At 61.5% G+C, this 26,920-nt stretch carries 27 protein-coding genes and 1 pseudogene; 15 read left to right on the top strand and 13 right to left on the bottom strand.

Going from position 1 to position 26,920, the window contains the following annotated elements:
• Positions 1-96: 96 nt before the first annotated feature.
• A complete protein-coding gene (locus BMI90_RS17895; RefSeq protein WP_078530842.1) occupies positions 97-372 on the bottom strand; it encodes a type II toxin-antitoxin system RelE/ParE family toxin in 276 nt (91 codons plus the stop codon).
• Positions 373-474: 102 nt separating this feature from the next.
• The gene (locus BMI90_RS17890) at positions 475-774 is read right to left on the bottom strand and encodes a hypothetical protein (protein WP_210401979.1); all 300 of its coding nucleotides are present in this window, start codon (positions 772-774) and stop codon (positions 475-477) included.
• A 123-nt stretch (positions 775-897) separates the two neighbouring features.
• Here BMI90_RS17890 and BMI90_RS17885 point away from each other — a divergent pair, with 123 nt between their 5' ends.
• Both BMI90_RS17885 and BMI90_RS17880 read left to right on the top strand, forming a co-directional pair.
• Positions 898-1,149: an addiction module antitoxin gene (locus tag BMI90_RS17885; RefSeq protein WP_078530841.1), complete on the top strand. Its 252-nt coding sequence runs from the start codon at positions 898-900 to the stop codon at positions 1,147-1,149.
• Between the two features lie 213 nt (positions 1,150-1,362).
• Complete coding sequence (locus BMI90_RS17880) at positions 1,363-2,007, top strand: plasmid pRiA4b ORF-3 family protein (protein ID WP_246831585.1); 645 nt, start codon at positions 1,363-1,365, stop codon at positions 2,005-2,007.
• Between the two features lie 62 nt (positions 2,008-2,069).
• Here BMI90_RS17880 and BMI90_RS17875 read toward each other — a convergent pair whose 3' ends face one another.
• From BMI90_RS17875 to BMI90_RS17860, 4 genes are all read right to left on the bottom strand, one after another.
• The gene (locus BMI90_RS17875; protein WP_078530839.1) at positions 2,070-2,351 is read right to left on the bottom strand and encodes a type II toxin-antitoxin system RelE/ParE family toxin; all 282 of its coding nucleotides are present in this window, start codon (positions 2,349-2,351) and stop codon (positions 2,070-2,072) included.
• Complete coding sequence (locus tag BMI90_RS17870) at positions 2,348-2,659, bottom strand: hypothetical protein (RefSeq protein ID WP_146671344.1); 312 nt, start codon at positions 2,657-2,659, stop codon at positions 2,348-2,350. Before BMI90_RS17870 ends, BMI90_RS17875 begins: the two co-directional genes overlap by 4 nt.
• Positions 2,660-2,795: 136 nt before the next feature.
• Positions 2,796-3,182, bottom strand: a complete 387-nt coding sequence (locus tag BMI90_RS17865; protein WP_078530837.1) for a type II toxin-antitoxin system death-on-curing family toxin — start codon at positions 3,180-3,182, stop codon at positions 2,796-2,798.
• Positions 3,179-3,403 carry a MazE family transcriptional regulator gene (locus BMI90_RS17860; protein WP_038074397.1) on the bottom strand — a complete coding sequence of 75 codons (225 nt, stop codon included), beginning with the start codon at positions 3,401-3,403 and terminating at the stop codon, positions 3,179-3,181. The genes BMI90_RS17865 and BMI90_RS17860 overlap by 4 nt, the downstream gene beginning before the upstream one ends.
• A gap of 410 nt (positions 3,404-3,813) precedes the next feature.
• Between BMI90_RS17860 and BMI90_RS17855 the strand changes: the two genes are divergently transcribed.
• The 11 genes from BMI90_RS17855 to BMI90_RS17805 all read left to right on the top strand — a co-directional run bounded on the left by BMI90_RS17855 (position 3,814) and on the right by BMI90_RS17805 (position 15,600).
• Complete coding sequence (locus BMI90_RS17855; RefSeq protein WP_146671343.1) at positions 3,814-5,328, top strand: plasmid recombination protein; 1,515 nt, start codon at positions 3,814-3,816, stop codon at positions 5,326-5,328.
• 442 nt (positions 5,329-5,770) lie between these two features.
• The gene (locus tag BMI90_RS17850) at positions 5,771-6,673 is read left to right on the top strand and encodes a LysR family transcriptional regulator (protein WP_078530835.1); all 903 of its coding nucleotides are present in this window, start codon (positions 5,771-5,773) and stop codon (positions 6,671-6,673) included.
• A 121-nt stretch (positions 6,674-6,794) separates the two neighbouring features.
• On the top strand, positions 6,795-7,958 hold the full coding sequence (locus tag BMI90_RS17845; protein WP_078530834.1) for an ABC transporter substrate-binding protein: 1,164 nt from the start codon (positions 6,795-6,797) through the stop codon (positions 7,956-7,958).
• Between the two features lie 66 nt (positions 7,959-8,024).
• A complete protein-coding gene (locus tag BMI90_RS17840) occupies positions 8,025-9,008 on the top strand; it encodes an ABC transporter ATP-binding protein (RefSeq protein WP_078530833.1) in 984 nt (327 codons plus the stop codon).
• Complete coding sequence (locus BMI90_RS17835) at positions 9,005-9,958, top strand: ABC transporter permease (protein ID WP_078530832.1); 954 nt, start codon at positions 9,005-9,007, stop codon at positions 9,956-9,958. The genes BMI90_RS17840 and BMI90_RS17835 overlap by 4 nt, the downstream gene beginning before the upstream one ends.
• A complete protein-coding gene (locus BMI90_RS17830) occupies positions 9,948-10,757 on the top strand; it encodes an ABC transporter permease (protein ID WP_078530831.1) in 810 nt (269 codons plus the stop codon). Before BMI90_RS17835 ends, BMI90_RS17830 begins: the two co-directional genes overlap by 11 nt.
• 16 nt (positions 10,758-10,773) lie before the next feature.
• Positions 10,774-12,198 carry a gamma-aminobutyraldehyde dehydrogenase gene (locus tag BMI90_RS17825; RefSeq protein WP_078530830.1) on the top strand — a complete coding sequence of 475 codons (1,425 nt, stop codon included), beginning with the start codon at positions 10,774-10,776 and terminating at the stop codon, positions 12,196-12,198.
• Between the two features lie 516 nt (positions 12,199-12,714).
• Positions 12,715-13,128, top strand: coding sequence for a DUF393 domain-containing protein (locus BMI90_RS17820; protein ID WP_078530829.1), 414 nt, complete (start codon positions 12,715-12,717; stop codon positions 13,126-13,128).
• On the top strand, positions 13,125-14,384 hold the full coding sequence (locus BMI90_RS17815; RefSeq protein WP_246831584.1) for an MFS transporter: 1,260 nt from the start codon (positions 13,125-13,127) through the stop codon (positions 14,382-14,384). The genes BMI90_RS17820 and BMI90_RS17815 overlap by 4 nt, the downstream gene beginning before the upstream one ends.
• Before the next feature lie 15 nt (positions 14,385-14,399).
• On the top strand, positions 14,400-14,960 hold the full coding sequence (locus BMI90_RS17810) for a CIA30 family protein (protein WP_246831583.1): 561 nt from the start codon (positions 14,400-14,402) through the stop codon (positions 14,958-14,960).
• A 148-nt stretch (positions 14,961-15,108) separates the two neighbouring features.
• Positions 15,109-15,600 (top strand): fasciclin domain-containing protein, encoded by a 492-nt coding sequence (locus BMI90_RS17805; RefSeq protein WP_078530828.1) that lies wholly within the window; start codon positions 15,109-15,111, stop codon positions 15,598-15,600.
• Between the two features lie 117 nt (positions 15,601-15,717).
• On the opposite strand, the gene BMI90_RS17800 is transcribed toward BMI90_RS17805, so the two are convergent.
• Positions 15,718-18,084: a DUF2309 domain-containing protein gene (locus BMI90_RS17800; RefSeq protein ID WP_078530827.1), complete on the bottom strand. Its 2,367-nt coding sequence runs from the start codon at positions 18,082-18,084 to the stop codon at positions 15,718-15,720.
• Between the two features lie 4 nt (positions 18,085-18,088).
• Positions 18,089-19,639: a proton-conducting transporter membrane subunit gene (locus tag BMI90_RS17795; RefSeq protein ID WP_078530826.1), complete on the bottom strand. Its 1,551-nt coding sequence runs from the start codon at positions 19,637-19,639 to the stop codon at positions 18,089-18,091.
• A gap of 93 nt (positions 19,640-19,732) precedes the next feature.
• On the opposite strand from BMI90_RS17795, the gene BMI90_RS17790 reads away from it, so the two are divergent.
• Entirely contained in the window at positions 19,733-20,626 is an 894-nt protein-coding gene (locus BMI90_RS17790; protein ID WP_078530825.1) for a LysR family transcriptional regulator, read from the top strand.
• A gap of 161 nt (positions 20,627-20,787) precedes the next feature.
• Here the strand turns inward: BMI90_RS17790 and BMI90_RS17785 are convergent, their stop codons facing one another.
• The 4 genes from BMI90_RS17785 to BMI90_RS17770 all read right to left on the bottom strand — a co-directional run bounded on the left by BMI90_RS17785 (position 20,788) and on the right by BMI90_RS17770 (position 25,212).
• A complete protein-coding gene (locus BMI90_RS17785; RefSeq protein ID WP_078530824.1) occupies positions 20,788-21,873 on the bottom strand; it encodes a cellulase family glycosylhydrolase in 1,086 nt (361 codons plus the stop codon).
• Positions 21,874-21,948: 75 nt separating this feature from the next.
• Positions 21,949-23,235 carry an extracellular solute-binding protein gene (locus tag BMI90_RS17780; RefSeq protein ID WP_078530823.1) on the bottom strand — a complete coding sequence of 429 codons (1,287 nt, stop codon included), beginning with the start codon at positions 23,233-23,235 and terminating at the stop codon, positions 21,949-21,951.
• A 37-nt stretch (positions 23,236-23,272) separates the two neighbouring features.
• Positions 23,273-24,112, bottom strand: coding sequence for a carbohydrate ABC transporter permease (locus BMI90_RS17775; protein WP_078530822.1), 840 nt, complete (start codon positions 24,110-24,112; stop codon positions 23,273-23,275).
• The gene (locus BMI90_RS17770; RefSeq protein WP_078530821.1) at positions 24,109-25,212 is read right to left on the bottom strand and encodes a sugar ABC transporter permease; all 1,104 of its coding nucleotides are present in this window, start codon (positions 25,210-25,212) and stop codon (positions 24,109-24,111) included. Before BMI90_RS17770 ends, BMI90_RS17775 begins: the two co-directional genes overlap by 4 nt.
• Positions 25,213-25,319: 107 nt before the next feature.
• Here BMI90_RS17770 and BMI90_RS17765 point away from each other — a divergent pair, with 107 nt between their 5' ends.
• Positions 25,320-26,366 carry a LacI family DNA-binding transcriptional regulator gene (locus BMI90_RS17765; RefSeq protein ID WP_078530820.1) on the top strand — a complete coding sequence of 349 codons (1,047 nt, stop codon included), beginning with the start codon at positions 25,320-25,322 and terminating at the stop codon, positions 26,364-26,366.
• A 342-nt stretch (positions 26,367-26,708) separates the two neighbouring features.
• Here BMI90_RS17765 and BMI90_RS18835 read toward each other — a convergent pair.
• Positions 26,709-26,920 (bottom strand): annotated as a pseudogene (locus tag BMI90_RS18835) (cell filamentation protein Fic); the annotation flags it as partial.

Below are 26,920 nucleotides of genomic sequence, written 5' to 3'. Positions count from 1 at the left end.
GGTCTTGGACTTCCTGGTCGCGGGGATCAGGTCCTCGCGGAGCAGTTCGCCCGGATGCGTCGGGCAGCGGGCAGGATTGCGGCTCATCTTTGCCTCCTAGTGATATTGCTCGTAGTCCAGCACATAAGCGTCGCCGCCGTGGAACTCGAAAGTGATGCACCACGGGCCATTCACATGGACCGTGTAGCGGGTTGGGTTGTGACCTCGCAGGCTGTGAAAGTCGAAGCCCGGAAGGTTCATGTCCTCTGGCGCGGTCGCTGCGTCGACGGCATCCAGCCGACGCAGAATACGGCTGTGCATCCGTGCGTCGATTTTTGACTTTCCCGTCTCCCACAGGGCTTTGAGCTGCTTGTTCGCGAAGGTCTTTATCATATCTATGTGTAACCTGATAGCTTACAAGTGTAAATTATTTGCTTGCTGATGGCATGCCGACCTGATCGCTAACTACAAGATGAGTGCCGTTGATGCTGTCCGTCACCGGCGGGAAATGACTTCGGCAATTGCCGCCTCCCAGCTCGGGCGAGCTGGATTGTGGTTTGCACCCGGAGGCGCGAGGGCATATGCGCCGACATAGTCGATGCCAATGCCGGCCAAGTAATGCTTCGCCTTTCTCCCAAAGGCGAAGACGACGGTTGCGTTGGGCAGCGTCGCGACCTGTTGCACCAAGAAGTTCGCTGCGCAGGTGCGATCTGTCGCGCGACCGATCTCGTTGTCTATCGAGCACAACCGGCCCAGTTCTTGAAGGAATACGGAAAAGGGCGTGTGCAGGCCCAAGGCTGATTTGCGCGAACTCGCCGGTCCTCGGCATCGAGGCGCGCAACACGGTCGCGCAGGCCAGTTTTGTCTGTGCTTGTTTTCGGTTATTCAGAATACGAGCGACGTAAGAGGTGCTGTGCGATGTCACGAACGACCACGCTGACCGTCCGTCTCGGTGGGACCTTGAGTGACTTTGTCTCGGCGAACGTGGGTGACGGGTCCTATGAGAATGCCAGCGAATACATCCGCGACTTGATCCGGCGCGACAAGGAGAGGGTGGAGCATGAGACCTTCAATCGCCTGAAGGTCGAGTTGACCCATGCCTTCGCAGCCCCGGAAGACACGTATCAACCGCTGAGTGCAGCCAAGGTGATCGCACGGAGCCGGACCTGATCGGTCTATGGCTCCTGAAGACTGAACCGCGAACAAGGTCATGCTCCGAGCAAACGGGCTCTCAGCTTCTCTGCCGCTCAACGAACTGTCCAATCTTCGAGAGGTTCTTGCTGGTCTCGGCAAAGATGACCTACATCGATCCACAGGCATAGCGGTCCGATGTGCTTGCCCGTCTGCCGGATATGGCGATGTCGCTTTGCATGACTTGCTGCCATGGAATTGGAACGCCGCAACAGAATTGAAGAGGATTGCTGCATGACGCTGGTCGCGCGCCTCAAGGTGACATTATCTGACGTCGAGCCTCAGGTGCTTCGGCGCTTCGATGTGCCGCTGAAGATCAAGCTGAACCGCCTGCACGATGTTATCCAGTCCGCCATGGGATGGACTGATAGCCACCTCTATGAGTTCAGGGCCGGCGGCGTCGGCTGGGGCGTGCCAGATCCAGATGGGTTTTACGAGGGCCCGATGCCGGCCAGTAAGACCAGCCTACTTGATGTGCTCGAAGATGTGGGAACCAGGACCATCCATTACATCTACGACTTTGGCGACAACTGGCACCACGTAATCAAGGTCGAGAAAATCGATGATGCCATCCCGGGTGTCCTATATCCGCGCCTTGTCAGGGCCATCGGGGCTTGCCCGCCGGAAGATGTCGGCGGCTTTCCCGGTTACGCGGACTTCCTGGACGCCATCGCCGATCCGCAACACGAAGCCCACGCAGACATGTTGGAATGGCATGGCGCAAAGTTCGATCCTGATGAGGCAGATATCGACCGTATCCTCGACAACTTCGAACGCCTCGCCCGGAAATGGGCGCCAAAGCCTCGGAAACCCAAAGCTTCTACCGGACGGATCTGATCGAAAGTGAACGCCCGCAGTCTTCGCCGAATGCCCACCTTGTATCTCCTATCAGTATCCTCTCAGTAATCCGTCTCCTGCCTGTTATCCCAAAGGCGGAGAATTTCGATCTGGGTCGGCATGACGCGATATATCAGCAAGAACGGTGTCCGAGGAATCGAGAGTTCTCGCACAGCGCGCCCTGAATCGCTGGGATGTCCCGCATAAGGATTGGCGGCCAGCGTCTGCTGGATGGCTTTCAGGTTCGCGCGGGCCTTGGAGCTACCTTCTGGAAAAACCGATTGATAGTGATAGCGAAACCACCGGATGTCCTGGGTCGCATCTTCAACAAATACGATCTTCATGCGTCGTCAGGCGTGATGTCCGGTTTCGGGGCAGGGGACTCATGGCCTGTGTCCCATGAATCGATCCAGGCGTTCATCGCTTCGGCGGAAATGAAAGCTCCCTCTTCGGCACGCGCCAAAGCGTCGTCTATGGCGGCCCGCTTGGCGGCCTTGGCGTCCAGCATGGATCGAATGGCGCGCACTGCGAGCTGGGCAGGCGAACGGTCTTCGATTTCCGCTTCGCGTTCGAGAGATTTTCTCAGTTCGTCGTCAAGACGGATGGAGTATGGCGAGCTGCCCATGGTTTGCTCTTTCGATTGCGGCGTCATACATCGTAATACATCCCTCATGGAAAGCAAGATTTGATCAGATAGGCGCTCGAAAGTGGGTTCAATGCGTGATGACGGCGAGCGAATAGCGCTTTTCGCTTGAGTGACCTAATGTCTCGAAAAACCTTCGAGCAGGTCAGATCGGCATCATGCCTTGCGAGAGCCATTTGGCGAATACTGCTTCGTCGACCTGGCCCGAGGCCAAGTCCTCCATCATTCGAACGCCTTCGATCGGGGGCGGTCTGAAGGAGAAGTTGTTGAGCCGCAGAAACGTGAGTGCCGTCACGAAAGCGGTGCGTTTGTTGCCGTCCACGAAAGCATGCGCCTTTGAGATGCCGAAGGCATAGGCCGCCGCAATCTCTTCGAGGTCCGCTTCGGCATATGCGGCGAGATTTATCGCGCGGGCGCAGCCCATCTCCAAGAGTGCCCTGTCACGCAGCCCGGACGCGCCGCCATGGCGAGCAATCTGTCGATCATGGATGGCAAGGACGGCGGCAAGCGGAACCCAGTTCGGCTCCGTCACGCGAGCGCCTGGAGAAGATCACGGTTTTCATCCATAACGATCTCTGCCGCCGCCAGTGCAGCCGCCACAGCGGGATCATGTGGGGTAATCTTCAGGCTGCCATCATCGCCACGCAGGACGAAAAGCGTGTCGCCTTCTTTGGCGTCGAGGATCGTCAGCATTTCGGTCGTCAGCGTCATGACTGCGGAGTTGCCAACTTTTCGGACCTTCGTTTCGATCATTACATGGCTCCTTGGATATATTGAAGTATATACGCGGCGCGCCACGAGAGGCAAGCTCTTAAGTGCTCACCCGGAGGGTCTGGGTTGGCGCGATGCCTGTTTCGCGAAAGGCGGCCGCCATGACTTCAGCGCCCGGTATGCGCTCTCGGGCAAGGTCGCTCAGGGCGCCGCTGCCGCCAGAGAGCAGGATCCTGGCGTCTGGAAAGCGATGCGCCTCAGTCAAGGAAACAACGTGAAAAATAACCCGCAGGAAGCGGTTCGGTTTCCGAGCCGCCTGGTGTGAAAAGTTCCTCTCCTAAAAGGTTATCCCTAGTGGGTATGCCACTCCAAACTTTCTCCGATACGAAGCATGGAATTTTCCTGAAATTTTCAGACCGGAATTTTCAGGTCGGCGAGGGACACTGGGTCTCATGAAAGATCTTGTAAACCCTCCCGCCGAACTGGCGCGCTCCAATCCTCGGGCCGCGTCGACCCATATACAAACCTGCACCCTCTCAAAGGCAAAGAGTCAGCGCATGCATGACTATCGGTTGGGGCGCATCCCCGCCTATGTCGACCAGACGAAGCTGCGCGACAACCGCGTGCTGATGCGGTTGCGTCCGCTCACACAGGTGCGCGCCGAGAATGCGCGGCTCCGCGAACAGGCTGGTCGTCAGCGCAAGATGAAATCGAACGCGGCGGTGGTTTTACGAGGGGTGATCAGCTTCGGCGTGCTTGCCGCACGAGATTTCAAGAAGCTCTCGCCGAAGCGTCAGAACAGGGCATTTAGAAAGCTCGCCCGGAGCCTCGCCAAGAAGTTCGCCACAAAGGTGGAGTCACTGGTCGTTCACCTCGATGAAACGACGATCCACGCGCATTTCATGCTGCGCGCCTACGACCATTCCGGCCATGCGCTCAGCGACAAGATCAAGCGCGATGCCACCGCCTCGATCCAGGATCTCACGCATCGCGTGCTCGCGTGCTTCTGCCCAGGAATACAGCGTGGGCATCGCAAGCTCGATCGCCTTGCCGCAGGAGCGAATTATGTCGAGACACTACATCGGAGTGTCCGGGCTCTCCACCAAGATCTGCCGCGGGAGATCGAAGAGCGGGAAGCAGAGCTCGCGGCGTTGGAGGTTGCCAAAACAGAGTTGTTGGCCTCGATCGATGAGGGGCGCAAAGATCTCGATCGTCTGAGCGAGGAGCAACGCACCGAGCGCCTTGCCCTGGCGTCACAGAAAACGGAAATGGAGGCCCGCGTGCGGGAGATCGATGCGCAGGATGCGGATGTGCGGGCGCGCGAGGAGAAGCAGCAAAAGCGCGAGGTTGAGCTCGACCGGCGCGAGGCGAGTGTCATCAAAGACAAGGCAGATCTTGCCAAGGAGCGAGGGGCGCAGCGTCTAGTTGCAGACCAACTTGCCAAGCGATCGGAGGAGGTCGAGGCGGCGCGCACTGAGGCCGAAAAGATCCAGATCACTTACCAAGATGCACTTGCTGCAATGGAAGGCGCTCTTGCGGAAATTGCAGGTGGACCCCTGCGGCGCGACCCGGCCACTGGCAAGCTCGTGATGAAGGACGCATCTCTTCTACGGGCGCTCCCGGAGGAATTGCGCGTGGGGCTCTTGCGACCCATGCGTGGGCTCGTGGATATCAGGTCGCGGGTAGATCAACGATCCAGGGAGCTTGATCGCAGAGGCCGGGCGTTCGAGGAAAAGCAAGCCGCCGTTGGCGAGGTCATAACCGCGCTCACCGAAGGTCATGCTGAAATTTCGGGTGGCGCTGTCGTGATGGAGGATTTGCCGCACTGCCTCAAGGCGCTTGGCGAGAGCGACGAAGACCGGATGATCCAGGGTATTCTGGATCTTCTGGTGCTGAGCGGGGAGGTTGGGGGCGGCGGTCTGCGGGGGCCGCGCGATGATGAGATTGATGGGCCGGGGATGGGGTGATCTCGGCAGCGAGGGCCGGCGCGAAGGGGCTAGGTGGCCTGAACCGTTGCTGCCAAGCTCCGCGCCTTGGCTGCGGACGGGCCATCTCTGCCACGAAGGGCACAGTTTTGACGCGTATGTCATGCTGTGATGGTGGCTCCGGACGCTCAGGTTGCTCTGGTTGCTAGCCAATATAGCCCGGTTATCAAAACGTCGCTGACCGATCACGAGATGCCAGAAAATCACACATGGTTGTCATTGCCGTTGTCGCGAGCAAGCTAGTCACAATTTTGAACGCGCATTGACACGTCTTGTCATCTAGGCTCCAGCTCTCCCAGAGAATGCCGTCTCTGACGCTGACGGTTTCACGACAAAACTGGTGCGCCAATTCAGAGTTGTGCGGTCTGTCATGAAATTCCGTGCGCGATAGACGTCGCTTCTATTGACACGCTAAGAACATGAGATGGCATTTTCACTCAGACAGCTTCGCTACTTTATCGCGGTCGCCGAGGCCGGCACCGTGTCGGGCGCCGCGCAAACGCTTGCGATCTCACAATCCGCGGTGACCGAAGCGATCCGTGAGTTGGAGGCTGATCTCGGCGTGCAGTTGTTCACTCGTCATGCACGCGGGCTAGAGATTACACATAAAGGACATCAGTTTCTGCGCCATGCCACGGGCATTCTCGCGAGGGTCGCCGATGCCCGACATGCCTTGACGCAGGAGAGCGACGACCTGACCGGGACCCTGCATGTAGGGGTGACGTCGCTCGTGGCGGGCTATGTGCTATCGGATATTCTTGCCCGGTTCCGGCGTGCCAATCCGCAAGTCGAGGTGACGGCATCGGAAGACTCGGGCGATTACCTCGAGCATCTCCTAGTCGGCGGAGAGTTGGACGTGGCGGTGATGGTGACTAGCAACATGCGCGACCGCATGGCGCTACAGAGCGAGATCATCGATACCTCTCCCTACCAGCTCTGGCTGCCCAACGGGCACGAGCTGACGACGCGGACCTCCGTCTCGATTGAGGATCTCACGGGCGAGCCGATGATCATGTTGAGGATCGACGAGGTCGAGGAAGCGACGCGCAAGCTGCTGTCGGCGTTTGGGGCGCGCCCGCGTGTGGCTTTTCGAACCCGCTCTGTGGAGGCCGTGCGCTCGCTGGTCGCGACGGGCGCGGGAATCGCGCTCTTGCCGGAAATGGTCTATCGCCGCTGGTCTCTCGAAGGGGACCGCATCGTGTCCAGAGATGTGTCGGGAAGCCTTCCAGTTGTGCAGGTTGGAGTCGTTTGGAGAAAAGGTGCCCCTCTTTCGCGTGTGGCGCGTGAATTTGTTCTTGCGGCGCAAGTCCATAAAAATACGCGATGATTCCAAGGTATCTGTTTTTTCGATAGCTAAAACCTGAGAATTGAATTTGTGAAAGCTCACGGAGTTTCACAGGCTGGTGTGCAAGAGAGTTCCAACTCTCGTTGCAACAGGGAAAGTCATCATGAAACAGTTTTTCAAAGCCTGCGTATCAGGCCTTGCACTCACGGCTGCCACAACGCTTCCGCTGCAGGCCGCCGATATGCTGAGTGAAGTGGGCGCAGGGGAAGGCAGCGTCTCCATCGTCGCATGGCCGGGTTACATCGAGCGCGGCGAGACCGATCCGGCCTTCGACTGGGTCACCAAGTTTGAAGAGGCGACGAGCTGCAAGGTCGAAATCAAAACCGCCAACACCTCGGACGAAATGGTCGCATTGATGAACGAAGGGGGCTTCGATCTAGTGACTGCTTCGGGCGATGCTTCGTTGCGCCTGATTGCAGGTGGTCGCGTGCAGCCGGTCAATATCGATCTGATCCCAAGCTGGTCGCGCGTCGATGATCGCCTGAAGGACGCCCCGTGGCACACCGTCAAAGGCACCCATTACGGCACGCCCTTCATGTGGGGGCCGAACGTGCTGATGTATAACACCGAGGTGTTCGGCGAGGCGCCCAAAAGCTGGAACGTCGTGTTCGAGGAGATGACCCTCCCGGATGGCGAAAGCAACAAGGGGCGCGTGCAGGCATATGACGGGCCGATCTACATCGCGGATGCCGCGATGTATCTGATGGCCCACAAGCCCGAGCTTGGCATCACCAGCCCTTATGAGCTTAACGAAGACCAATATGCCGCCGCGCTCGATCTTCTACGCACGCAACGCACGCTGGTGTCGCGCTATTGGCATGACGCTTTCATCCAGATCGACGATTTCAAGAACGAAGGTATGGTGGCCTCCTCCTCCTGGCCGTTCATGGTCAACCTGCTCAAGGCCGACGGCCTGCCGGTCGCGTCTGTAATTCCGCAAGAGGGCGCAACGGGCTGGGCCGATACGCTGATGCTCCATTCCGAGGCCGCACACCCGAATTGCGCCTATATGTTCATGGAGCATTCGCTGAATTCGAACCTGCAATCCGATCTCTCGGTGTGGTTTGGTGCAGTGCCCTCCGTGCCCGAGGCTTGCACCGACGGATCGGGGATGCAAACCGCTGCGGGCTGTTCCGAGAACGGTCTCGACGATTTCGACAAGATCAAGTTCTGGCAAACTCCGGTGTCGAACTGTGACGGCCAAGACAATTGCGTGCCCTACTACCGCTGGGTGTCCGACTACATCGGTGTGATTGGCGGCCGCTAATCGCTCCAGACCGCCCGGAGCCGACCCCTTTTCGGGTCCGGGCGCATTGCCCCAGAAAGACCAAAGATGACTGATGCCGTGACCTTCCAAGGCGTTTCGCGCCATTTCGGATCCGTAAAAGCCGTGGACGAGGTCGACCTTTCGATCCGTGATGGAGAATTCTTCGCCATGCTCGGCCCATCCGGTTCGGGTAAGACGACCTGCCTGCGTCTTATCGCGGGGTTCGAACAACCGACCGCCGGGCATATTGTGATTTTTGGTGAACGTGCCGAGGGCGTGCCGCCCTATCTGCGCAACGTGAATACTGTATTTCAGAACTACGCATTGTTTCCGCATATGAATGTGCGCGAGAACGTGGCTTTCGGGTTGCGGGTGAAGGGCGTGGGAAAGGCTGAGCGTCACCGCGCCGCCGAAGAGGCCTTGGAGCTTGTCGAACTGAGCGGCTATGGTGATCGCCGCGCTGGGGAGTTGTCTGGCGGGCAACGCCAGCGTGTCGCGCTGGCGCGCGCGTTGATCAACAAGCCGCGCGTGGTGTTACTGGACGAGCCTTTGGGGGCGCTTGATCTAAAGTTGCGCGAGCAGATGCAGGAAGAGCTGCGCAAGTTGCAACTCGCGCTGGGTCTTACCTTTGTGTTCGTCACCCACGATCAGGACGAGGCGCTGTCGATGGCCGATCGTGTTGCTGTCTTCGCTGAGGGGAAAATCCAGCAGATCGGCACCTCCGAAGAAATCTACCGCTGCCCCAATACGCGTTTCGTGGCCGATTTTGTCGGCTCCTCCAACGTGCTTCCCGCCGATCTGGCGGGAGTCGGGGATGTGGGCCAATGGGCCTCGCTGCGCCCCGAGGATGTGGTGCTTGATCCTGCCGGGCGAGAGGCGACGGTCACGGGTCGGTTCTTTCACGGCCGGGTGACTAAGCTTTCGCTCATTCTTGCGGGGCAAAGCCTGACCGCTCTGATCCCGGCGCGCGAAGATACCCCTGATGTGGGCGAGGCGGCGCGGATTTCCTGGGACCCTGCGCGGGTGCATCTGATGGAGCGGGAAGCATGAGCGATCTAAGCTCAAATGCTGCGCTTTTCGCCCCGCGCTCCGGGCCGCTGGCGCGTGCGGTGGACTGGATCATCCGCCACCCTCGCATGTTCGTCTTTCTTCTGGTGTTGCCGATCACGCTGTGGCTGGGGATCGTCTATATCGGCGCGCTCATCGCACTGCTGATCCAGAGCTTCTTCTCCATCGACGAATTTTCGGGCGTCGTGGTCCATGAGTTTACGCTGAAAACCTATGGCGAGCTGCTGCGGCCCTACAATCTCGACATCATCCTGCGCACCGTGGCGATGGCCGCATCGGTTACGATCGCCGCGGCGATCCTGGCCTTTCCTATCGCCTATTTTGCTGCTCGCTATGCGAAGGGCAAATGGAAGGCGCTGTTTTACGTGGGCGTCATGCTGCCGCTCTGGTCGAGCTATCTGGTCAAGGTTTACGCTTGGAAGCTCGTGCTTGCCAAGGAAGGCATCCTGAACTGGATTTTTGCCAAGCTGCATCTGACATGGCTGCTGGAGGGGGTTTTATCGTTGCCCGTGATCGGCGGAAATTCCTTGTCGGTCAGCTATATCGGCACCTTCCTCGTATTTCTCTATATCTGGTTGCCCTACATGATCATTCCCGTGCAGGCGGCTTTGGAGCGGGTCTCCAAAGATCTCACCGAGGCCGCTTCCGATCTTGGCGCAACGCCAAGGCAGAACTTTCGCATGGTGTTGCTGCCTCTCGCGCTTCCGGGGGTGGTGGCTGGCTCGATTTTCACCTTTTCGCTGACTCTGGGCGACTACATCGTGCCCCAGATCGTGGGCAATTCGCGCCTCTTCATCGGGCAGGCGGTCTATACCCAGCAGGGCACGGCTGGGAACATCCCGCTTGCCGCCGCCTTCACCGTGGTGCCGATCGTGATCATGGGCATCTACCTGTGGGGCGCACGCAAGATGGGAGCATTCGATGCACTCTGACAACCGATCTCCTCTGGGTCTCAAGCTAGCCGCATTCGGTGGGCTCGTTTTCCTGCTCGCTCCCATCGCGCTGATTTTCCTCTACGCCTTCTCGACTGAGGAGAAGAGCTTTCAATGGCCGCCGCCCGGTTACACGCTGAAATGGATCGGTGTCACCTTGGGGCGCAAGGATGTCTGGGAGGCCATGGCCCTTTCGGTGAAAGTTGCGGCGATCTCGACCAGTCTGGCGCTGATCTTGGGCACGTTGACAGCCGCTGCTGTGGCGCGCTCCAAGTTTTTTGGCCGCGAAACAATTTCGCTTCTGGTGATCCTGCCCATCGCTTTGCCGGGAATCATCACCGGGATTTCCCTGCGTTCGGCCTTCTCTTTGCTGGATATTCCGTTCAGCACTTGGACCATCGTTTTGGGCCACGCGACTTTTTGTATCGTGATTGTCTATAACAATGCGGTGGCGCGGTTTCGGCGCACGTCGGGGGCGCTGATCGATGCCGCCATGGATCTGGGCGCGGACGGGGTGCAGACCTTCCGCCTCGTGATCCTGCCCAATATCGCAACCGCCTTGCTGGCGGGTGGGATGCTGGCCTTTGCCCTCAGTTTCGATGAGGTCATCGTCACCACTTTCACCGCTGGCAACCAAACCACTCTGCCGATCTGGATGCTCGAAGAGCTCGTCCGCCCACGCCAGCGCCCTGTGACCAATGTGGTCGCGATGGCGGTGGTCCTTGTGACGGTCCTTCCAATCCTAGCGGCCTATTACCTCACAAAAGACGGCGAACACACCGCCGGTTCAGACAAATAAAAACAGGGAGATCCCCATGGACACGCAAATGCTGATCGGCGCAAAGCTCGTTTCCGGCACCGAGACTGAGGAGAGCATCCTCAACCCGCGCACCGGTGAGATCATCACCACGCTGCCCGAAGCTTCTCTTGCGCAGGTCGAAGAGGCGGTGGACGCCGCTGAGAAGGCTTTCACCGCTTGGTCGCGCACCACGCCTGCCGAACGTTCGGGCTATCTGCTTAAGATCGCTGACCGGATCGAGGCGGAGGTGGAAAAACTTGCGGCGCTTGAGGCGCTCAATTGCGGTAAACCCGGCCAGCTCGCGCTGGGGGATGAACTTCCCGCCATCGTGGATTGCTTCCGGTTTTTCGCGGGCGCGGTGCGTTGCATGACCGGGCCGGTGGCAGGGGAATATCTTGAAGGACATACGTCGATGGTCCGCCGCGATCCGATCGGCATCGTCGCCTCGATCGCGCCCTGGAACTATCCGCTGATGATGATGGCTTGGAAGATCGCGCCTGCGATTGGGGCGGGGAATACGGTGGTGTTCAAACCGTCCGAGCAGACCCCGCTGACCGCGTTGGCCATGGCAAATATCTTTGCCGAGGTGTTGCCCGAAGGCGTTGTGAACATCATTCTGGGTCGCGGCGAAACGGTGGGCTCTGCGCTGATTAACCATCCGAAAGTGGCGATGATTTCGGTTACTGGCGATATCGCGACGGGGCGTAAGATTTTGGAAGCCGCCAACAAGACGATCAAGCGCACGCATCTTGAACTGGGCGGCAAGGCCCCAGTTATCGTGTTCAACGATGCTGATCTCGAGGCCACCATTGAAGGGCTGCGCGCCTTCAGCTTCTACAATGCGGGCCAAGACTGCACCGCCGCCTGCCGCGTCTATGTGCAGGGCGAGGTCTACGACAAGTTTGTCGCTGGTTTGACGGATGCGGTCGCACAGATCTCTTATGGTCACGAGGATGACAGTCTTAACGAGATCGGGCCGCTCATTTCGCAGCGCCAGAGCGACCGGGTTGCGAGTTTCGTGGCGCGCGCGCGCGAAGCCAATCATATCGAGATCACCACTGGGGGCGAACGACCCGAGGGGCGGGGATTCTACTACAAGCCTACGGTGGTTGCGGGCGCGCTTCAGACCGATGAGATCGTGCGGCGCGAGGTCTTTGGCCCCGTGGTCTCCGTCACGCGGTTCGACGATCCCGACGATGCGATCAAATGGGCCAATGACAGCGACTATGGCCTCGCCTCGTCGGTGTGGACCAAGGACGTGTCCAAGGGAATGCAGGTTGCCGCGAGGCTGCAATATGGTTGTACTTGGGTTAATACCCATTTCATGCTGACCAATGAGATGCCGCACGGAGGCATGAAACAATCAGGATATGGCAAGGATATGTCTTCCTACGCCTTAGAGGATTACTCGGTCGTCAGGCACGTTATGGTTGCCCATTAGGCGCGGCATGATGGCTGGTGACGGACACCAATGAGTTGGAGCGAATTGACGTGCGCATGTCGGTGGCTGGAAAGGGGCGCTTCTTCGCAACATTCTAGCGCTCGGCCAAGGTGGCTGCTAAATGCTGATATGCCTTTTGTGCTGATCTGGGACGGGTTTGTCTTTAACCCGCGCGACTTAGGCAACATCACCGACCCGCATTTGCGGGCCGGGATGACGCGCGCGATCTGTCTCGGTTTCAAACGGGGCATGCGACGTGAATAGCCCCGCGTTTCTCAGATGGCTTGCAGACAATCGTATCCTTGTTCGCTATGCCCTACCGGACCGCGGGCGCAGAGGATAAGTGGAGGGCGCTCGAAAGGACCACTGGGAGCGGAAATAGGACAGCAAGCGTGAAGACGAGCTCAGCTGGCATCAGGACAGTCCACGCTCTCGCCGGGGTATTTTGGAGAAGCGCCCTCCGGCAAAAGATCCTCGTATCGTCAAACCGCGTAATACTCATCAACCAAACTGAAGATGGGTGATAGCGTGCGCCATGCCGCGATGCACAAAACCTCCAAGGCGACCGTTTACTATGACGGAGGGTGTCCGTTGTGTCGCGCGGAGATCGGTCTCTATGAGGAGACACCGGGCGCGGAGGCGCTCGCGTTCGTCGATCTCTCCGAGCCGGGCGCGACCCTGCCTGACGGGCTGAGCCGGGCCGATGCGCTGGCTCGGTTCCACGTCCGCAAGGGGGATGGGCGTCTCGTCTCGGGGGCTGCTGCTTTCGCCGAACTTTGGTCCCATCTCCCGCGCTGGCGTGGTCTGGCGCGCATCGCACGGTGGCCGCTCGTCCAGACCCTCCTCGAACTGACCTATCGCGTCTTTCTGAAACTGCGCCCCGGCGTCGTCTGGCTCTTTGTAAGGCGAACGGGGCGGCGCGTCCGATGAGTTCGACGCCGGTGGAGCAGCCAAGAGACTACTGGCGTGTGGGCTTTCTCGCGATGGCGCTCGCCACAGCAAGCATCCCGATTTATATCCACCTGCCGAGTTTCGCGACCACGCGACTTGATCTTTCGCTTGGTCAAGTCGGAGCGATCCTGCTGCTGATCCGGATTGTGGATTTCCTGCAGGATCCTCTCTTGGGATATGTGACAGACCGCTGGGCGCGTTTTCGAGCTGGGTTCGCAGTCCTTGCGATGGGACTGCTCGCGGCGGGCTGCGTGGCGGTCTTTTCTTTGCCACCGGAGGGACACCCTGCGCTCTGGCTGACCGGTGGATTGGTCGTGGCGTTTACGGGCTATAGCCTTGGGACGATCCTGATCTACGGCCAGAGCGCCGCCTTCGCGGGCACGGGGCAGCCCCGGGCGCAGCTGAGCCTTGCGGGTTGGCGCGAAACGGGTGTTCTGATCGGTGTGACTCTCGGGGCGATTGCGCCGACGCTGCTTGCGAATGTTTCCGCGCAAGCAGATGGTTATGTGGCGTTCGGCTGGCTCATCGCTCTGCTGGCTCTGATCGCGATCGTGCTGGCGCGGCCGCTGTGGCGCAAGACGCAAGTGACGTCGATGCGACTGAACTGGCGGGGGCTGATCGGGTCCGGCGCGGGCTGGCTCCTGCTGCTGGCCTTCGTCAACAGCCTGCCTGTGGCCGTCACGTCGACGCTTTTTCTGTTCTTCGTGGGAGACCGTCTTGGCCTGCCTGATCTCGCCGGACCTTTCCTCATCCTTTTCTTCATCGCCGCGGGCGCAAGTGCGCCTATCTGGGGGCGTCTCGCCCGACATGTCGGCGCCCGCCGGGTGCTTCTGGCCGCGATGATTCTCGCGATCGTGAGCTTCATCGGTGCGTTCAGCCTGCCGCCGGGCGCCGCGTTGTCCTTCGCGGCGATCTGCATCGGCTCGGGCATCGCGCTTGGCGCGGATATGGTGATCCTCTCGGCGCTCTTTGCCGCCGCCCTGTCGCGTGCGGGGCTCCAGGCGGGGCAGGCCTTCGGGATCTGGAACTTCAGCGCCAAGGCGACACTGGCGATCGCCGCCGGGACCGTGCTGCCGCTGCTTCAGTATTTCGGCTACCAGCCCGATGGCGAGAACAGCCGGGCGGCGCTCGATGCACTCAATGTCAGCTATGCGCTCGTGCCCTGCGCGCTGAAACTGGCGGCGATCGCCCTCGTGCTTCGATTGCCGCGTGATATTCTTGACCCGGCAACCTGAGGCTGGAGGATGCCCGTGACCCTCAAATTCCTGCTCACGATAGCAATGCTCGTTGGCGCGACGATCTCTGCCCAAGGTGAACCGATGCCCCCAGAAATGCCCCCAGAGACCTTTTCGAACCACCCAGAGACCCGCTGGCGTGTCTTCACTGATACCGTGATGGGCGGCGTCTCGACGGGGCAGGTCAGCTTCGAGCGCGAGAGCGCTACATATTTCGCCCGCCTCAGCGGCAAGGTCAGCACGAAGAACCGCGGTGGTTTCATCCAGATGCAGATGAAACTCGATGCGCCACCAGAGGGCGCGCGCGGCGTGCGGATCGTCATGCGCGGCAATGACGAGGATTACTTCGTCCATCTGCGCAGCCGCACGATGCTGTTGCCGTGGCAGTATTATCAGGCGCGGTTTCATGCCACCACAGGTTGGACGGAGGTGAAACTGCCCTTCGCGGCGTTCACGCCATCGGGCGGGTTGCTGCGCGCTGAGCCTCGCGCGAAAGACCTCAAATCCATCGGCGTCGTTGCTTATGGCAAGGAGTATGACGCCTTGATCGACGTGAAGGAAATCGGCTTTTACTGAGCGCCTCCGGGGGGCTCCTCGTGGGGGCCTCTCGGCTCAAAACCGCTCGCGATTGCGTGCGATTCCGAGAGATTTCTGTGATCCGATCTCAGCCAGCGCCCGTAACTTTCCCATGATCCGCAAAGGGTCCAAACAAGGGAGTATGAGTATGCTGAGAAGAACCTTCATGGCGGCGGTCGTCGCAGGCACCGCCCTCGTTTCCACCCCGATCTATGCCGATGGTCATGGCAAGATGGACATCGTCGATACCGCCGTCGGCGCGGGCAGCTTCGGCACGCTGGTCGCGGCCGTTCAGGCCGCGGGGCTTGTCGATACGCTCAAGGGCGAGGGGCCCTTCACCGTTTTCGCCCCCACCGACGCGGCTTTCGCCAAACTGCCCGCCGGCACGGTCGATGACCTGCTGAAGCCCGAGAACAAGGACACGCTGACGGCGATCCTCACCTACCACGTCGTGCCGGGCAAAGTCATGTCGGGCGACCTGAGCGACGGGATGATGGCCGAGACCGTTCAAGGCTCGCAGGTCACGATCAAGACTGACCCCGCCGTCATGGTCGATGAGGCGGCTGTCACCCAGGCCGATATCGAGGCCAGCAACGGCGTGATCCATGTCATCGACTCGGTGATTATGCCGAAGATGTAAACGGGACGCCTGCCGCTTCCTCCAATCCAACGGCAGGCGTTTCTCCCGGTTGCCCGCGCGTGATGGGACTTCGCGCGGGCACCCCCCCTCTTTTCCACGTTCGAACTGGTGTCTCGGTCACGCCGCCCGGATCTGGGGTGCTTGCGCGGGCTCGGACCAATCGCCGCCGTCATAGCGCGCGCAGATCCGGCCCGCTTCATCCATCGCCTGCAGCGACAGCCAGCCATTGTCGAACAGGGTTTTAAGTTGCGGATGCCGCTCCAGCACGCCGGAGATCGCCTCCGTCGGGGCTGCGACGACGACCGAGAGCCGCAGAGGATCATGGCGCAACTGTTCCCCGTCATGCAGCGACTGCATCGGCAGACCGACCCGCAGATCGCCGCCATTGCCCTCGAACACGCCGATACCGCCGACCACGTTGTGCAGCAGCTTGTTGCCTGCCCCGAAGACCTCGGGCGCGGTGGCTGAGCCATGATATTGCAGTGCGATCCAGCTGGTGACCACTGCGGGGGCGGTCAGGATCAATTCGAGCGTTGCGAAGCATTCATCCTGCCGCCAATGGTAATCGTGCAGGAAGGCCCGCCCGCCAAGATCACAGCCCAGGCTGCGCGCCCGCGGTGCCACGATGAAGGCACGGCACCCGGTCAGACCCCATTCGGGCTGCAACTCGGACCAGTCCTTGCCGCGCCGAGGCAAATCAGCCTCGGAAGTCGCGCGGGGCAGGGCCTGCGCCCGTGCCGTCCGTGCGATTTCGCTTGCCTTCGCGAGCGCTGCTTGCAGCCGCACCTGATGCGCCTTCGGCACCGCACCGAGCCCTTCGTCGAATAGGTGCAGCGCGTCGCTGACCGTGTCATGCAGCCCCGCGAGGAAGCGCGTCTCAGGCGGGATCGCGATACCGTTCCGCGACAGCCCCTTGCGCACCACCGGATCATTGAGCAGCTCGGCCAGAAGCCGCGCGTTCACATCGCCCGCATGGCCTCCGCAAGCCCCGCATTGCAGGGCGCTCGCATGCGGCGCGTTTGTGACATGCGCCCCATGGCCGGCGATCAGCACCACTGGCGCGAAACCGGAGGTAAGCGACATTGCCCGCAACACCCGGCCCGCGAGTGCGATCCGCGCGTCCGAGGGCAGGTCGAGTGCGGGCACAGGTTCAGGGGACGGGGCGTCGTCCTGCGCCATCGCCGATCCTAATAGCTTGCCCAAATAGAGCGGCCCGGCCGCCTCCACGAAGGCGAAGGATGAGACCGCGGCCAGTTTGAACCGGCCCCAGGCGCGGGTCGCGCGCCGGGTGATCCGTTCCGCCTGGTCTGCCTTGCCGCTCACCGCGACCTGCGAGTTGAGCGCCGCCTCCAGCAGCACCGGAGCGCGCGCCTCGCGCTGATCCGAGGCCAGCCCGAGATGCGCGATCGGCAGGCCGAAGAACCCCGCGAAGCCACGCGTCTGCACCCCGGGATCAGCGGATTCCAGCGCCCGCCGGAACGGCTCGGAGCGCACGTCGATGCAGAAGATCGCCTGAATGTCCGGCGTCGGTGCGCCACCCCTCCCTCCCGAGGTGGCGAGCTTTTCGGCCACCGCCCGCTCCTCGGCCTGATCGGCAGCCTCCTGCAGGGCCAGATCGATGCGTAGATCGTGGCTCGGCTCCAGCGGCGCGGCATGAGCTTTCAGCGCCTGCGTCCAGGGCATGGCGAGTTGGTCGGCGAAGCAGTCGAGCAGCGCCACCTCCCAAGCGAGCCGGATTACCAACATCTCGAACCCCAACGCGTTGCGTTCGCCCTTCAGCCCATCGGCCCAGCCGAGCCCGCGCACATATTGTGCCCAACCGCCAAGGCTCATCGCGAGCCGGTGCAGATATAGCGGCGCGGCCTCCGCACTGAGGCCAAGCCGTCCCGTCAACTCCGCGAAGGCCGCGCGTGGATCCGTTGGCAGGCTCGCCACGAAGGCGCAGAAGCCCCGCAGTCCGTGCAAGCCGGGCGTCAGGTCGCGTAGCGCGAAAGCCCGCCACGCCTTGAAGGCCGATCCGCCCGGTGCGGGCCAGAGCGCTTGTCCCTTGTCGAAATGCCCGCCAGCCCACAGACCGACCCGGTCCGCGATCAGAGCGGGCCAATCCTGCCCGGTTTCCCGCGCCGCCAGATCGGCCAGCGTTGGATCGTGGCAATAGACGGGCGAAGGGGCATGAAGCGCCTTTTGCACCTCATCGGGATCGAGCCCGGCCCCGACCGCGGCGGCGGCGATGTCCTGTTTGGTCACGCGCCCGGCCTCGAACCACGCGGCGATCACCTCGCGCGGGGCGGTGATCCGGGCGCCCGCCACCCGCGCCAGCCGGGTCGCGGCCTGAAGGCGGTTCTCTCCGGCCTGACCGAGGTAGGGGTTCACCGCGACCGTCGCCTCCAGACCGAAGGCGGGCGGGATCTGTGCCAACGCATCTTCGGCGGCGGCAAAGAGTTGCAGCGTGGCGCCGGGAAACTGATAGCTGTGGAAACTCATTGCCTTAACCTTTCTTGAGGGGCGTCTGCCCGATCAACCGATCGGAGAGCGCGTTGAGATAGAGACCGTTCATCAGGTGGACCCGCAGCCCCGCCGCAGCCGGATGGCTGCCCCAAAGCGGGAAGGTCGCCTGCGCCCAGGCCGCGAGACCGAAGCCCACGACGGTCAGGAGCATCACGAGCCAGATCAGCGGATCGGCGACGGGCGGCGGCGGCAGGGTGCCCGCCGAGAGCGCATTCGCCCCCCAATGCAGCGCGAAATAGCCAAGGGTCGCGCCCAGAGACATCAGCGTCGTGCGCCAGAACAGAGGCCAGGGTGCGGCCTCCGCCAGCCCCTGCGCGATCAGGTAGGCCAAACCGAAGACGAGGATGGCACCGAGCGCGATCGCCTGTGGCGGCTCGTGCCAGAGCCCGGAGAGCGCGAGCGCCCCTCCATAGATCGCAAGCGAGAGCGCGAAAGCACGCAGCACCGCCACGGCGCCCGGCACAGCGACAGGGCCGGGCCGGCGCTGCTGCGCCACTGCGGCGACCGCGCTGCCGGAGGACAGGAAGGCATGCGCCTTGTAGAGCGAATGCGCCACGATATGCAGCAGCGCCAGCGGGAATAGCGCCAGCCCGCATTGCAGCACCATGAAGCTCATCTGCGCACAGGTGGACCAGGCAAGCGAGGTCTTCACCGCCGATTGCGTCGTCGCCACCGCTGCCGCGATGAGTGCGCTGAGCCCGCCGATCAGCGCCAGCGCCGCCAGGACCCCGGGCGCTGCGAGCATCACGTCCGCGAAGCGGATCAGCAGGAAGCCTCCGGCATTGACCACGCCCGCATGCATCAGCGCCGAGACCGGGGTCGGGGCCTCCATCACCTCGGTCAGCCAGCCATGAGTCGGGATCAGCGCGGATTTGAACACCGCCGCGAGGCCGAGAAGGCCCGCCACGATCCAGAGCGAGGACGGCCCGTTTCCGGCGCGCGCGGCCTCGGCGATACGCGCGATGTCGGTTGTGCCGAAACCATACGCGAGCAGGCTCACCGCGATCAGAAGCGCGCCGCTTGCGATCAGCCCGCTAAGGGATTTCTTGCGTGCCGCCCGCTGCGCGCCGGGACGCTTGGGGTAGAAGAGCAGGAGTCGCTGCAGGCCCGAGCCGACTGCGACCCAGGCGACCATCAGCTGGAACAGGTTGCCCGCCACCACCAGAGCCAGAACGCAGGCGAGTGTCAGGCTCATCCAGCCCATGAACCAGCTCTGCCGCGCCTCGCCATCGAGGGCGACCCGCGAGAAGCGCAGCGTCACCCAGCCGACGAAGCCGACCGTCAGCGCCAGCGAGATGCTGACGATATCGCTGCGCGCCGACAGCCCGATGCTCGCCGCGCCAAGGAGCGGGCTCGTCTGAGGCCCTGACAGCGCAAGCGTCACCGCCGCGATGAGTGTCGCGAGCAGCCCCAGCACCGCGGCCAGTTCCGGCCCACGCAGGCGCGCCCCGGCCCGTGTCGCAGGGCGGAGAAGCAGATCTGTCCCGACCGCGATCAAGAGCGCCGGGGGCAGCAGTAGAAGATAAGACATGGCAACCTCCATTCCGTTCCGGGGAGAGGTAGCGGTGGTTCATCTTGAATAAAAATTCATTGTTTGCCCCATATCGTTCTGTTTAATGGAACGATGTCGGAGCTGAACTATCATCATCTGCGCTATTTCCACGAGGTCGCGAAGGACGGGAATCTGACGCGCACAGCGGAGCGTTTGAACGTCTCGCAATCGGCGCTCTCGACGCAGATCCGCACATTAGAGGCGCGGATCGGGCACCAGCTGTTCGAGCGCCGCGGTCGCCAATTGGTTTTGACTGAGGTGGGCCATATCACGCTCGACTATTCGGAGCGGATTTTCGAGGCGGGCGAAGAACTTGAAGCCACGTTGCGGCAGGCTTCTGCGGGGCGTCAAGCGGTGCGCATCGGGGCGCTCTCGACGCTTTCGCGGAACTTCCAGATCGGGTTTCTCGCACCGATCATCGGGCGTCAGGATGTGGAGATCGTGTTGCGGTCAGGCAGCGCGAACGTGCTGTTCGAGGCGCTGCAGGCGATGGCGCTCGACGTGGTTCTGACGACCGAGCCGCCCGCCCGCGACGTGTTCTCGAGCTTCATCGCGCATCGCGTCGCAGAACAGAAGGTTCTCTTGCATGGCACACCCCACCGGCTGCGGCATGCCACGCTTGAGGAGATGCTGCGCGAGGAGCCTGTGATCCTGCCCACCGACAGTTCGATCCGGACCGGGTTCGACAGTCTGATCACGCGACACGGGTTGCGCCCGCAAGTGGCGGCGGAAGTCGACGACATGGCCATGATCCGCCTTCTGGCCCGAGAGGATGCAGGCCTTGCGATCACGCCCGCGGTCGTTCTGGCAGACGAACTCCGTGAAGGGTTGCTCATGACTGCGCCTTTCGATCTCGATATCGGCGAGGATTTCTACGCCGTGACCCTGCAGCGCCGGTTTCCGAACCCGTTGGTTGCGGAGCTGCTGGAGAAGGCGCGCGAGGCCGAGGCGGCGAAAGCTGACTGACGCAGGAGAGCCGAGCGATAGCGCGATGGTGCGCGGCTCAGTGTTTCGTGGTGCTGACACATCGTTCGGCCCTATTCCGGACTTTCGATCCTGGCGACGCGAATGCCGGATTTGCGGAGCGTCCTTCTACCATGATCCCGCAGGACAGGTTCTCCGCGAGTTTAACGCCGGGTCGCGGCTTTGATCTCCAAAATTTCTGCCGACGAGTAGGGCTGGCCAGTTTCGTCCACGAGGTCGTGGAACCACGCGCCGTCCGCGCCGATCTTGGCCGTGCCTGATACTCCGTCAGGCCAAGGCAGCCAAGTTTGACTGCGCCCGCGCACGAAGCCCCATTGCAGCGCTCCGACGCCGGTTTCGCGAAACAGCGGAATCTGCTCGGCGATCGTGCTGTCGAGGCTGCGTGCCATCCATTCGGTGCAGATCAAGGGCCGCTTCAGCACGCTGAGCGCCGCGATCGTCGCCTCCATTCTTGCGCGCGGCACATAGGCGTGGAAGGTCACGACATCGGAGAGTGCGAGCGCGGTTCGGTCGATTTCCGTCGTGTAGGACGTGCCATCTCCAGGCACCGACCATGCGGCCACGGTGAGCGGCTGGCTGGGGGCGCACTCCCGTGCCCAAGCAAAGCAGTCACACATCAGAGACAGGCTCGCTTCCTCAAGCCTTTCAGGGTAGCTCTCATAGCGACCGGAGCGGAAAATCATCCGGTTTCCCGGTTCGTTATAGAGGTCCCACAAGATGACGCGCGGGTCTGCGCGGAACCGCATCACGATCGCGCGCAAATAGGTTTCAAGCTCGGGCCGGCGCGACCTGTCCTCGACGATCGCCCTGCCGGGGCTGCCCACGGCGCGACTGTTATGGATGCCGGACACGGGGTCGGGCTGTGGCCCGGGCGTGGCCGGCTCGCCAGAGAATTCGCAATCGTCGAACGGGCAGAGAATGACGCCAAGGCCGTGCGAGGCTGCGATCGCAAGGAAGCGGTCTACCCGGTCGAGCAGCGCGGTCCCCTCGGCCTGCCAGACGACGAAGGGCAGGTTGACGCGCACGACGTTGAACCCGATCTCGCGCGCCCAGCCCAGTTCGCGTTCGATGACCTCGGGGGCGAAATCCGCGCCGCGCCAGAACTCGACGAAGTTGACCGCGACGCTCGGCAGGTAGTTGAAGCCACAAAGCCATCCGATCTCGCGGCGCCATGCCCAGGCGCGTTCAGCGCTCCACCGATCTGCCTGCTCAAGCCTGTCGTCTTTCATCTTGTCCTCATGGGGCTGGAAGGTCCGGAGGCGTGTGGATCGAACGCCTCCGGGGGTGACTGCGAACGCAGTCGGTTATTGGTCGAGGATGTCCTGCACCTCGTTCTGCGCTTCGGCGAGGGCGTTCTTCGGGTCTTTTCCGGTCAGCCAGATCGATTGCAGGTTGCGGTTCAGCGCGTCCTGGATCTTGCTGTATTCCGGCGAGGCCGGCGTATCGTGCGCGATCTTCTCGGTGCCCACGTATTCGGCACGGTGCGGTAGATCGCGATAGGCCTTGCTCTCGAGCACCGACTTGCGCACCGCCATGTGGCCCGTGCGCGCCCAATCCGCGTCGTGATTGTAGATGAAGGCTGCGACCTTCAGAGCGGCCTTGTATTTTTCCGGGTTCTTATCCTTCAGCGTCGAGGGGATCGCCCAGGTGTGGTTGTCAGCCCAGGTCGCGGGTTGGTCGAAGAGCTGTGGGAAATCGGAGACGTAGTAGTCCTTCAGCCCGGTATCGGGGTTCTCCGCCTGCTTGCTATACTCGTTGACCACCCAAGTGCCGTTGACCAGAACCGCCGCGTTGCCATTGAGGAATTCCTGCTGGCTGTCAGCGTAGTTCAGCTTGGGGTTGGAGTAACCGCCATCGAAGAGCTGGGTGATCGCCTTGACCGCGTTGAGGGCCTCGGGCGTATCGATCGTCGCAGTATCGCCGTCGAAGATGTTCGAGCCCTGCTGCCAGATCAGAGACAGGACCAGCCGCACACCGATCGGGAATTGCGAGAAATCGGCGGCGAGATAGTCCTTGCCGGTCGCTTCCTTCACCTTCTTGGCTTGGGCGAGCAGTTCCTCGGGGCTGTGAGGAAGGATCGGCTTGCCGTCCTTCACGAGGCCCGCCTTCTTCATGATGTCCATGTTCACGTGCCAGAGGTTGGCGTGGAAATCCATCGGCACGGCGACGATCTTGCCGTCATATGTCACGGCCTTTTTCGCACCCTCGGTCCAGTCCGACGTGTCGATGCCCGCGGCTTCGAGGTCCGGCCCGATATCGGCCAGAGCGCCCAGCGAGGCGAATTCGGGGATCGAGGAGCGGTGAATGACGAAGATATCGGGCGGATCGCCCGCCGCGAACATCGCCTTCACCTGGTCATAGTAATTCCCCCAATCGGTCGGCAGGGTCTTCACCGTCACATCGGGAATCTCCTTGCTAGCCGCGTTGATGATCGACTGGATGATGCAGGCTTCGCCGACGCTGGTCTTGGTGTCGGTTCCGGCATTCTCACAAGCACCGAAGAACCGCGCGAGATTGACTGTGACAGGCTCGGCCGCGGCCGGGCTTGCCAGCCCCGCCGCAAGCGCCAGGCCCAGAGCAAGATGTTTCATGGTTTCCTCCCGTATGAATGGGGCAATTGCGCCCCGGTTATCCCTTGCTTCCGCCTACGGTCATCGCTTGCACGACATAGCGCTGGAAGATCAGGAAAAGGACGACGACCGGAAGCGAGGCGATCACGCCCGAGGCCATGACGCGGCCCAGCCCTTCCGATTGCGCGAAGTTCGATTGCAGGCTCGCAAGGCCCAGCGTAATGGTGAACATTTCCTTGTGGCTCGCCGAAACCAGCGGCCAGAGATAGTCGTTCCACGCGTAGAGGAACGTCAGGATCGCAAGCGTCATCATCGCGGGGCGCGCGAGGGGCAGCATCACGAACCAGAAGATCTGGAACGGTCCCACCCCGTCGATGCGCGCGGCGTCCTCGATATCCTTCGGCGCGGCCTTGAAGAACTGCATCATCAGGAAGACGCCGATCGGCACTGCTACCCGCGGCAGGATCAGTGCACCATAGCTGTTGTGCCAGCCGAACTTGGCGAACATCGTGTAGAGGGGAATGAAGATCGCCTGTTCCGGCACCATCAGGCCGAGCAGAATGAAGATGGTGATTGCGGTCTTGAAGCGAAATTCGAGCCGGGCGAGCGCATAGCCTGCGGTCGTCGAGACGGCGAGCACCGCGAGGGTCATGCCGCCTGCAACGACGATCGAGTTGAAAAACCAGCGCGGCGTATCCCCAAAGGAAAAGAGCTTTGCGTAATTGTCCCACGTGAAAGGGATCGGGATCATGCCCAGCCAGGTCGAAGCGGTGGTTCGCGCCAGGACCTCGTTCGGCTGGAACGAAAGCGACACCATCCAGAGCGTCGGCACGAGCCAGATAAAGGCGGGAACGGCAAGCGCTATGCAGAGCCAGTAATAACTGCGTTTCGACGTCATTCGCTTTTCTCCCGACCGATGAGGAACTGGATCACGGCGAAGACGCTCATGATCGCGAAGAGGAAGACCGCCATGGCAGAGGCGCGCCCGATCTCGCTGTCGCGGAAGGCAGACTGATAGATGTAGCGCACAAGCACTTGGGTGCGGTCATCTGGGCCGCCTTGCGTCATCAGGTGCGACTGCCCGAAGACCTGGAAATGCAGGATGATCTGCAAGACGACGACGAGCGTGATGGTTCGTTTGAGGTTCGGCAGGGTGATGAACCAGAACGATTTCCATCCCCGCGCATTGTCGAGGGCCGCCGCCTCGTAGATTTCGCGGTTGATGTCCTGCATCCCGGCGAGGAACAGGATCATGGCGATGCCCAGTGACCACCAGATCGTCGTGACCACGATCGCCAGCATCGCGAAATGCGGATCGGTGAGCCAACTCACCGGAGACCCGCCGAACACCCGGATCACGTTGTCGATTAGCCCCTGCGTGGGCGAGAACATGATCTGCCAGATCAGGGTGACGACCGTTACCGAGAGGACCTGGCTTAAGAAAAACAACGTGCGGAACACCGCCATCATTCGGGTTTCGCGATTGAGCGCGGCTGCCAGCAGAAGCGCTGCAATGGTGGTGCCGGGGGCTGCGAGCGCCACGAACAGCACTGTGTTGCCGACGGTCGGCCAGAACCTGCGATCGAACCAGCGACCGCCTTCACCGGGCGTGAAGCCGAGGAGGAGAAAGATGAGTAGAGCCGCGATCGCGATCGGGATCGCGCTGCGGCCACTCAAACGGCCCGCCCGGTGAAGTCCGAACCCGCCAGCCAGAACGGCGAGCGCGAGAAGCTGGGCGAGGGGGTGTGAGAGTGGCCCCCAGGTCATGTTTCGTCCCCAGAGCATGTGAACGTAATTGTGCAGCCCGACCCATTTCGCCGCCGCGGGGTTCATTGCCACTGCGAGAAGGTTCCAGTCGTGCAGGCTTATCCAGACGCCTTTGAAGAAAGGGTAGACGAGAAAGGCGCAATAGGTGGCGAGAAATGGAGCCAGAAGCGCCCATGCCGCCTGCTGCTGCGAGAGCGTCCTTTCGCGTTTCCCGGTCGTTTGCCGTGCCATGCGCCTCCTCCCAAAGCTCGCATTAGCTCTTGTGCTAATAATATTAGCAATGTCAGATAGAGACCGTCACCTGTCAACAAATTTTCCTCGGACCCCGGATTGTCGCGATGCAAGAGACTGAAAAGAAAAAGCAAAAAAAAGCGAAAGTGACGATGAAGGACGTGGCTCTTGCAGCCGGGGTGTCGCAATCGACGGTATCGTTCGTGCTGAACGGGCAGGAGGATATGCGGATCGGCAAAGAGACCCGGGATCGAGTTCTCAGGGCCGCCGAGACACTGGATTACCGATACCGTTCAGCGGGTCGCCCGCCGTCGCGCAGTCGTCCCACGACTTATGGCTTCATGATCGACGAAATCGCAACGAGCCCCTTCGCGTCCATCTCCATCGAGGCGTTCCAGGAACAGGCCTGGTCCGACGGCGCGCTCGTGGAGATCGCGATGACAGGGGGGGATCCGGGCTACGAACAGCAAGTCTTGCAGAAATGGCAACGCGACGGGCTCGACGGGGTGGTCTATGCCTCGATCCTGACGCGCGAGGTGTCACCCCATGTCGCGCTCCGCAAGCATCGCGCTGTGCTGCTCAATTGCCATGACAAGGAGGGCCTGTTCCGCGCGGTGGTGCCTGCGGAGCGACGCGGCGGCCACGCCGCAACGAGGGCGCTGATTAGCGAGGGCTATCGACGGATTGCGTTCATCGCGGGCGAAGCCTGGATGGAAGCGTCCGAGCAGCGTCAGGAGGGTTTCGTCCGCGCGATGCGCGAAAGTGGCCTGGAGCCTGAATCCGAGTTAATCCGACAGGGAAACTTCATGCCGAGCGGCGGTTACCGCGAAACCCGCGCGCTGCTCTCCCTCGATGCGCCCCCCGAAGCGATTTTCTGCGCCAACGACCTGACCGCGCTCGGGTGTTACGAAGCGCTGAAGGAACATGGCGTGCGCGTCGGAGTGGATATCGCCGTGGTCGGCTACGACGACCAGGAGATCGCGCAGCACCTCTCGCCCGCACTCTCCACCGTGCTTCTTCCGCATGGCGAGATGGGGCGCTGGTGCGCCCGGCAGCTGCGGGCGAAATCGACCCTGCTTCCGCGGGTCGAACGCATGGCCTGTCCTTTCGTTGCGCGGCAGTCGCATTTGAGAGCTCCCCGCACGACCGAATAGAGTCTCGCTTCAGCTGACACTGGATTTTCGAAAAGATCTCCAGCCCGATCCGATTTCTCGGAGCGGATCTCGTTCGTGCGTGAAGATTTATTGACGGTCAGAGCCAAAAGTCGCTGACGGTTCCCCTGAAGATAAGCTGGCGAGCCCGAAGAAAAGTTGAAGGGTCTCCGATGACATCAGGGGATTGATTAGCGGATTTGAGCATACGCTTCGACAATGGCAGAGCCTCCAGGCGGAGCCGTCCATCTCGTTCAATTGCGACCACGAACGCGCGTGGAAACGCAAGGAGCTCTGCGCGATGACGAGATTAATGGGCCGGGGATGGGGTAGCCCTGGAGGAATTCAGTCGTGAGGCCAGGCTGCCGCGTAGGCCTCCTCGATCAGGGTGGCTTCCTCTTCCGTCAGCGCCGAGAACTCATTGCGCAAGGCACGTCTGGATAGCGTGCCGTTGCCTTGTTCCAGAAAACCTCGCAGTAGATCCACCATTGGGGCGGGCATGTCCAGCAACGCGTCGACACTGGATTTGAACCGATCATAGCGCTCAATGTAGTCAA

The sequence above is a fragment of the Thioclava sp. L04-15 genome (genome assembly GCF_002020275.1).
Lineage (GTDB): Bacteria > Pseudomonadota > Alphaproteobacteria > Rhodobacterales > Rhodobacteraceae > Thioclava > Thioclava marina.
This window is presented reverse-complemented; position numbering and strand designations above follow the sequence as displayed.

What these genes read in the sequence shown, in the direction of transcription:
- BMI90_RS17835 (WP_078530832.1), top strand. Translation starts at nt 9,005, where the DNA reads ATGAGCGATCTAAGCTCAAATGCTGCGCTTTTCGCCCCGCGCTCCGGG.
- BMI90_RS17780 (WP_078530823.1), bottom strand. Translation starts at nt 23,235, where the DNA reads ATGAAACATCTTGCTCTGGGCCTGGCGCTTGCGGCGGGGCTGGCAAGC.
- BMI90_RS17885 (WP_078530841.1), top strand. Translation starts at nt 898, where the DNA reads ATGTCACGAACGACCACGCTGACCGTCCGTCTCGGTGGGACCTTGAGT.
- BMI90_RS17870 (WP_146671344.1), bottom strand. Translation starts at nt 2,659, where the DNA reads ATGACGCCGCAATCGAAAGAGCAAACCATGGGCAGCTCGCCATACTCC.
- BMI90_RS17850 (WP_078530835.1), top strand. Translation starts at nt 5,771, where the DNA reads ATGGCATTTTCACTCAGACAGCTTCGCTACTTTATCGCGGTCGCCGAG.
- BMI90_RS17790 (WP_078530825.1), top strand. Translation starts at nt 19,733, where the DNA reads ATGTCGGAGCTGAACTATCATCATCTGCGCTATTTCCACGAGGTCGCG.
- BMI90_RS17815 (WP_246831584.1), top strand. Translation starts at nt 13,125, where the DNA reads ATGAGTTCGACGCCGGTGGAGCAGCCAAGAGACTACTGGCGTGTGGGC.
- BMI90_RS17875 (WP_078530839.1), bottom strand. Translation starts at nt 2,351, where the DNA reads ATGAAGATCGTATTTGTTGAAGATGCGACCCAGGACATCCGGTGGTTT.
- BMI90_RS17880 (WP_246831585.1), top strand. Translation starts at nt 1,363, where the DNA reads ATGGAATTGGAACGCCGCAACAGAATTGAAGAGGATTGCTGCATGACG.
- BMI90_RS17860 (WP_038074397.1), bottom strand. Translation starts at nt 3,403, where the DNA reads ATGATCGAAACGAAGGTCCGAAAAGTTGGCAACTCCGCAGTCATGACG.
- BMI90_RS17770 (WP_078530821.1), bottom strand. Translation starts at nt 25,212, where the DNA reads ATGGCACGGCAAACGACCGGGAAACGCGAAAGGACGCTCTCGCAGCAG.
- BMI90_RS17855 (WP_146671343.1), top strand. Translation starts at nt 3,814, where the DNA reads ATGAAAGATCTTGTAAACCCTCCCGCCGAACTGGCGCGCTCCAATCCT.
- BMI90_RS17805 (WP_078530828.1), top strand. Translation starts at nt 15,109, where the DNA reads ATGCTGAGAAGAACCTTCATGGCGGCGGTCGTCGCAGGCACCGCCCTC.
- BMI90_RS17895 (WP_078530842.1), bottom strand. Translation starts at nt 372, where the DNA reads ATGATAAAGACCTTCGCGAACAAGCAGCTCAAAGCCCTGTGGGAGACG.
- BMI90_RS17825 (WP_078530830.1), top strand. Translation starts at nt 10,774, where the DNA reads ATGGACACGCAAATGCTGATCGGCGCAAAGCTCGTTTCCGGCACCGAG.
- BMI90_RS17795 (WP_078530826.1), bottom strand. Translation starts at nt 19,639, where the DNA reads ATGTCTTATCTTCTACTGCTGCCCCCGGCGCTCTTGATCGCGGTCGGG.
- BMI90_RS17840 (WP_078530833.1), top strand. Translation starts at nt 8,025, where the DNA reads ATGACTGATGCCGTGACCTTCCAAGGCGTTTCGCGCCATTTCGGATCC.
- BMI90_RS17765 (WP_078530820.1), top strand. Translation starts at nt 25,320, where the DNA reads ATGCAAGAGACTGAAAAGAAAAAGCAAAAAAAAGCGAAAGTGACGATG.
- BMI90_RS17775 (WP_078530822.1), bottom strand. Translation starts at nt 24,112, where the DNA reads ATGACGTCGAAACGCAGTTATTACTGGCTCTGCATAGCGCTTGCCGTT.
- BMI90_RS17785 (WP_078530824.1), bottom strand. Translation starts at nt 21,873, where the DNA reads ATGAAAGACGACAGGCTTGAGCAGGCAGATCGGTGGAGCGCTGAACGC.
- BMI90_RS17800 (WP_078530827.1), bottom strand. Translation starts at nt 18,084, where the DNA reads ATGAGTTTCCACAGCTATCAGTTTCCCGGCGCCACGCTGCAACTCTTT.
- BMI90_RS17830 (WP_078530831.1), top strand. Translation starts at nt 9,948, where the DNA reads ATGCACTCTGACAACCGATCTCCTCTGGGTCTCAAGCTAGCCGCATTC.
- BMI90_RS17845 (WP_078530834.1), top strand. Translation starts at nt 6,795, where the DNA reads ATGAAACAGTTTTTCAAAGCCTGCGTATCAGGCCTTGCACTCACGGCT.
- BMI90_RS17820 (WP_078530829.1), top strand. Translation starts at nt 12,715, where the DNA reads ATGGGTGATAGCGTGCGCCATGCCGCGATGCACAAAACCTCCAAGGCG.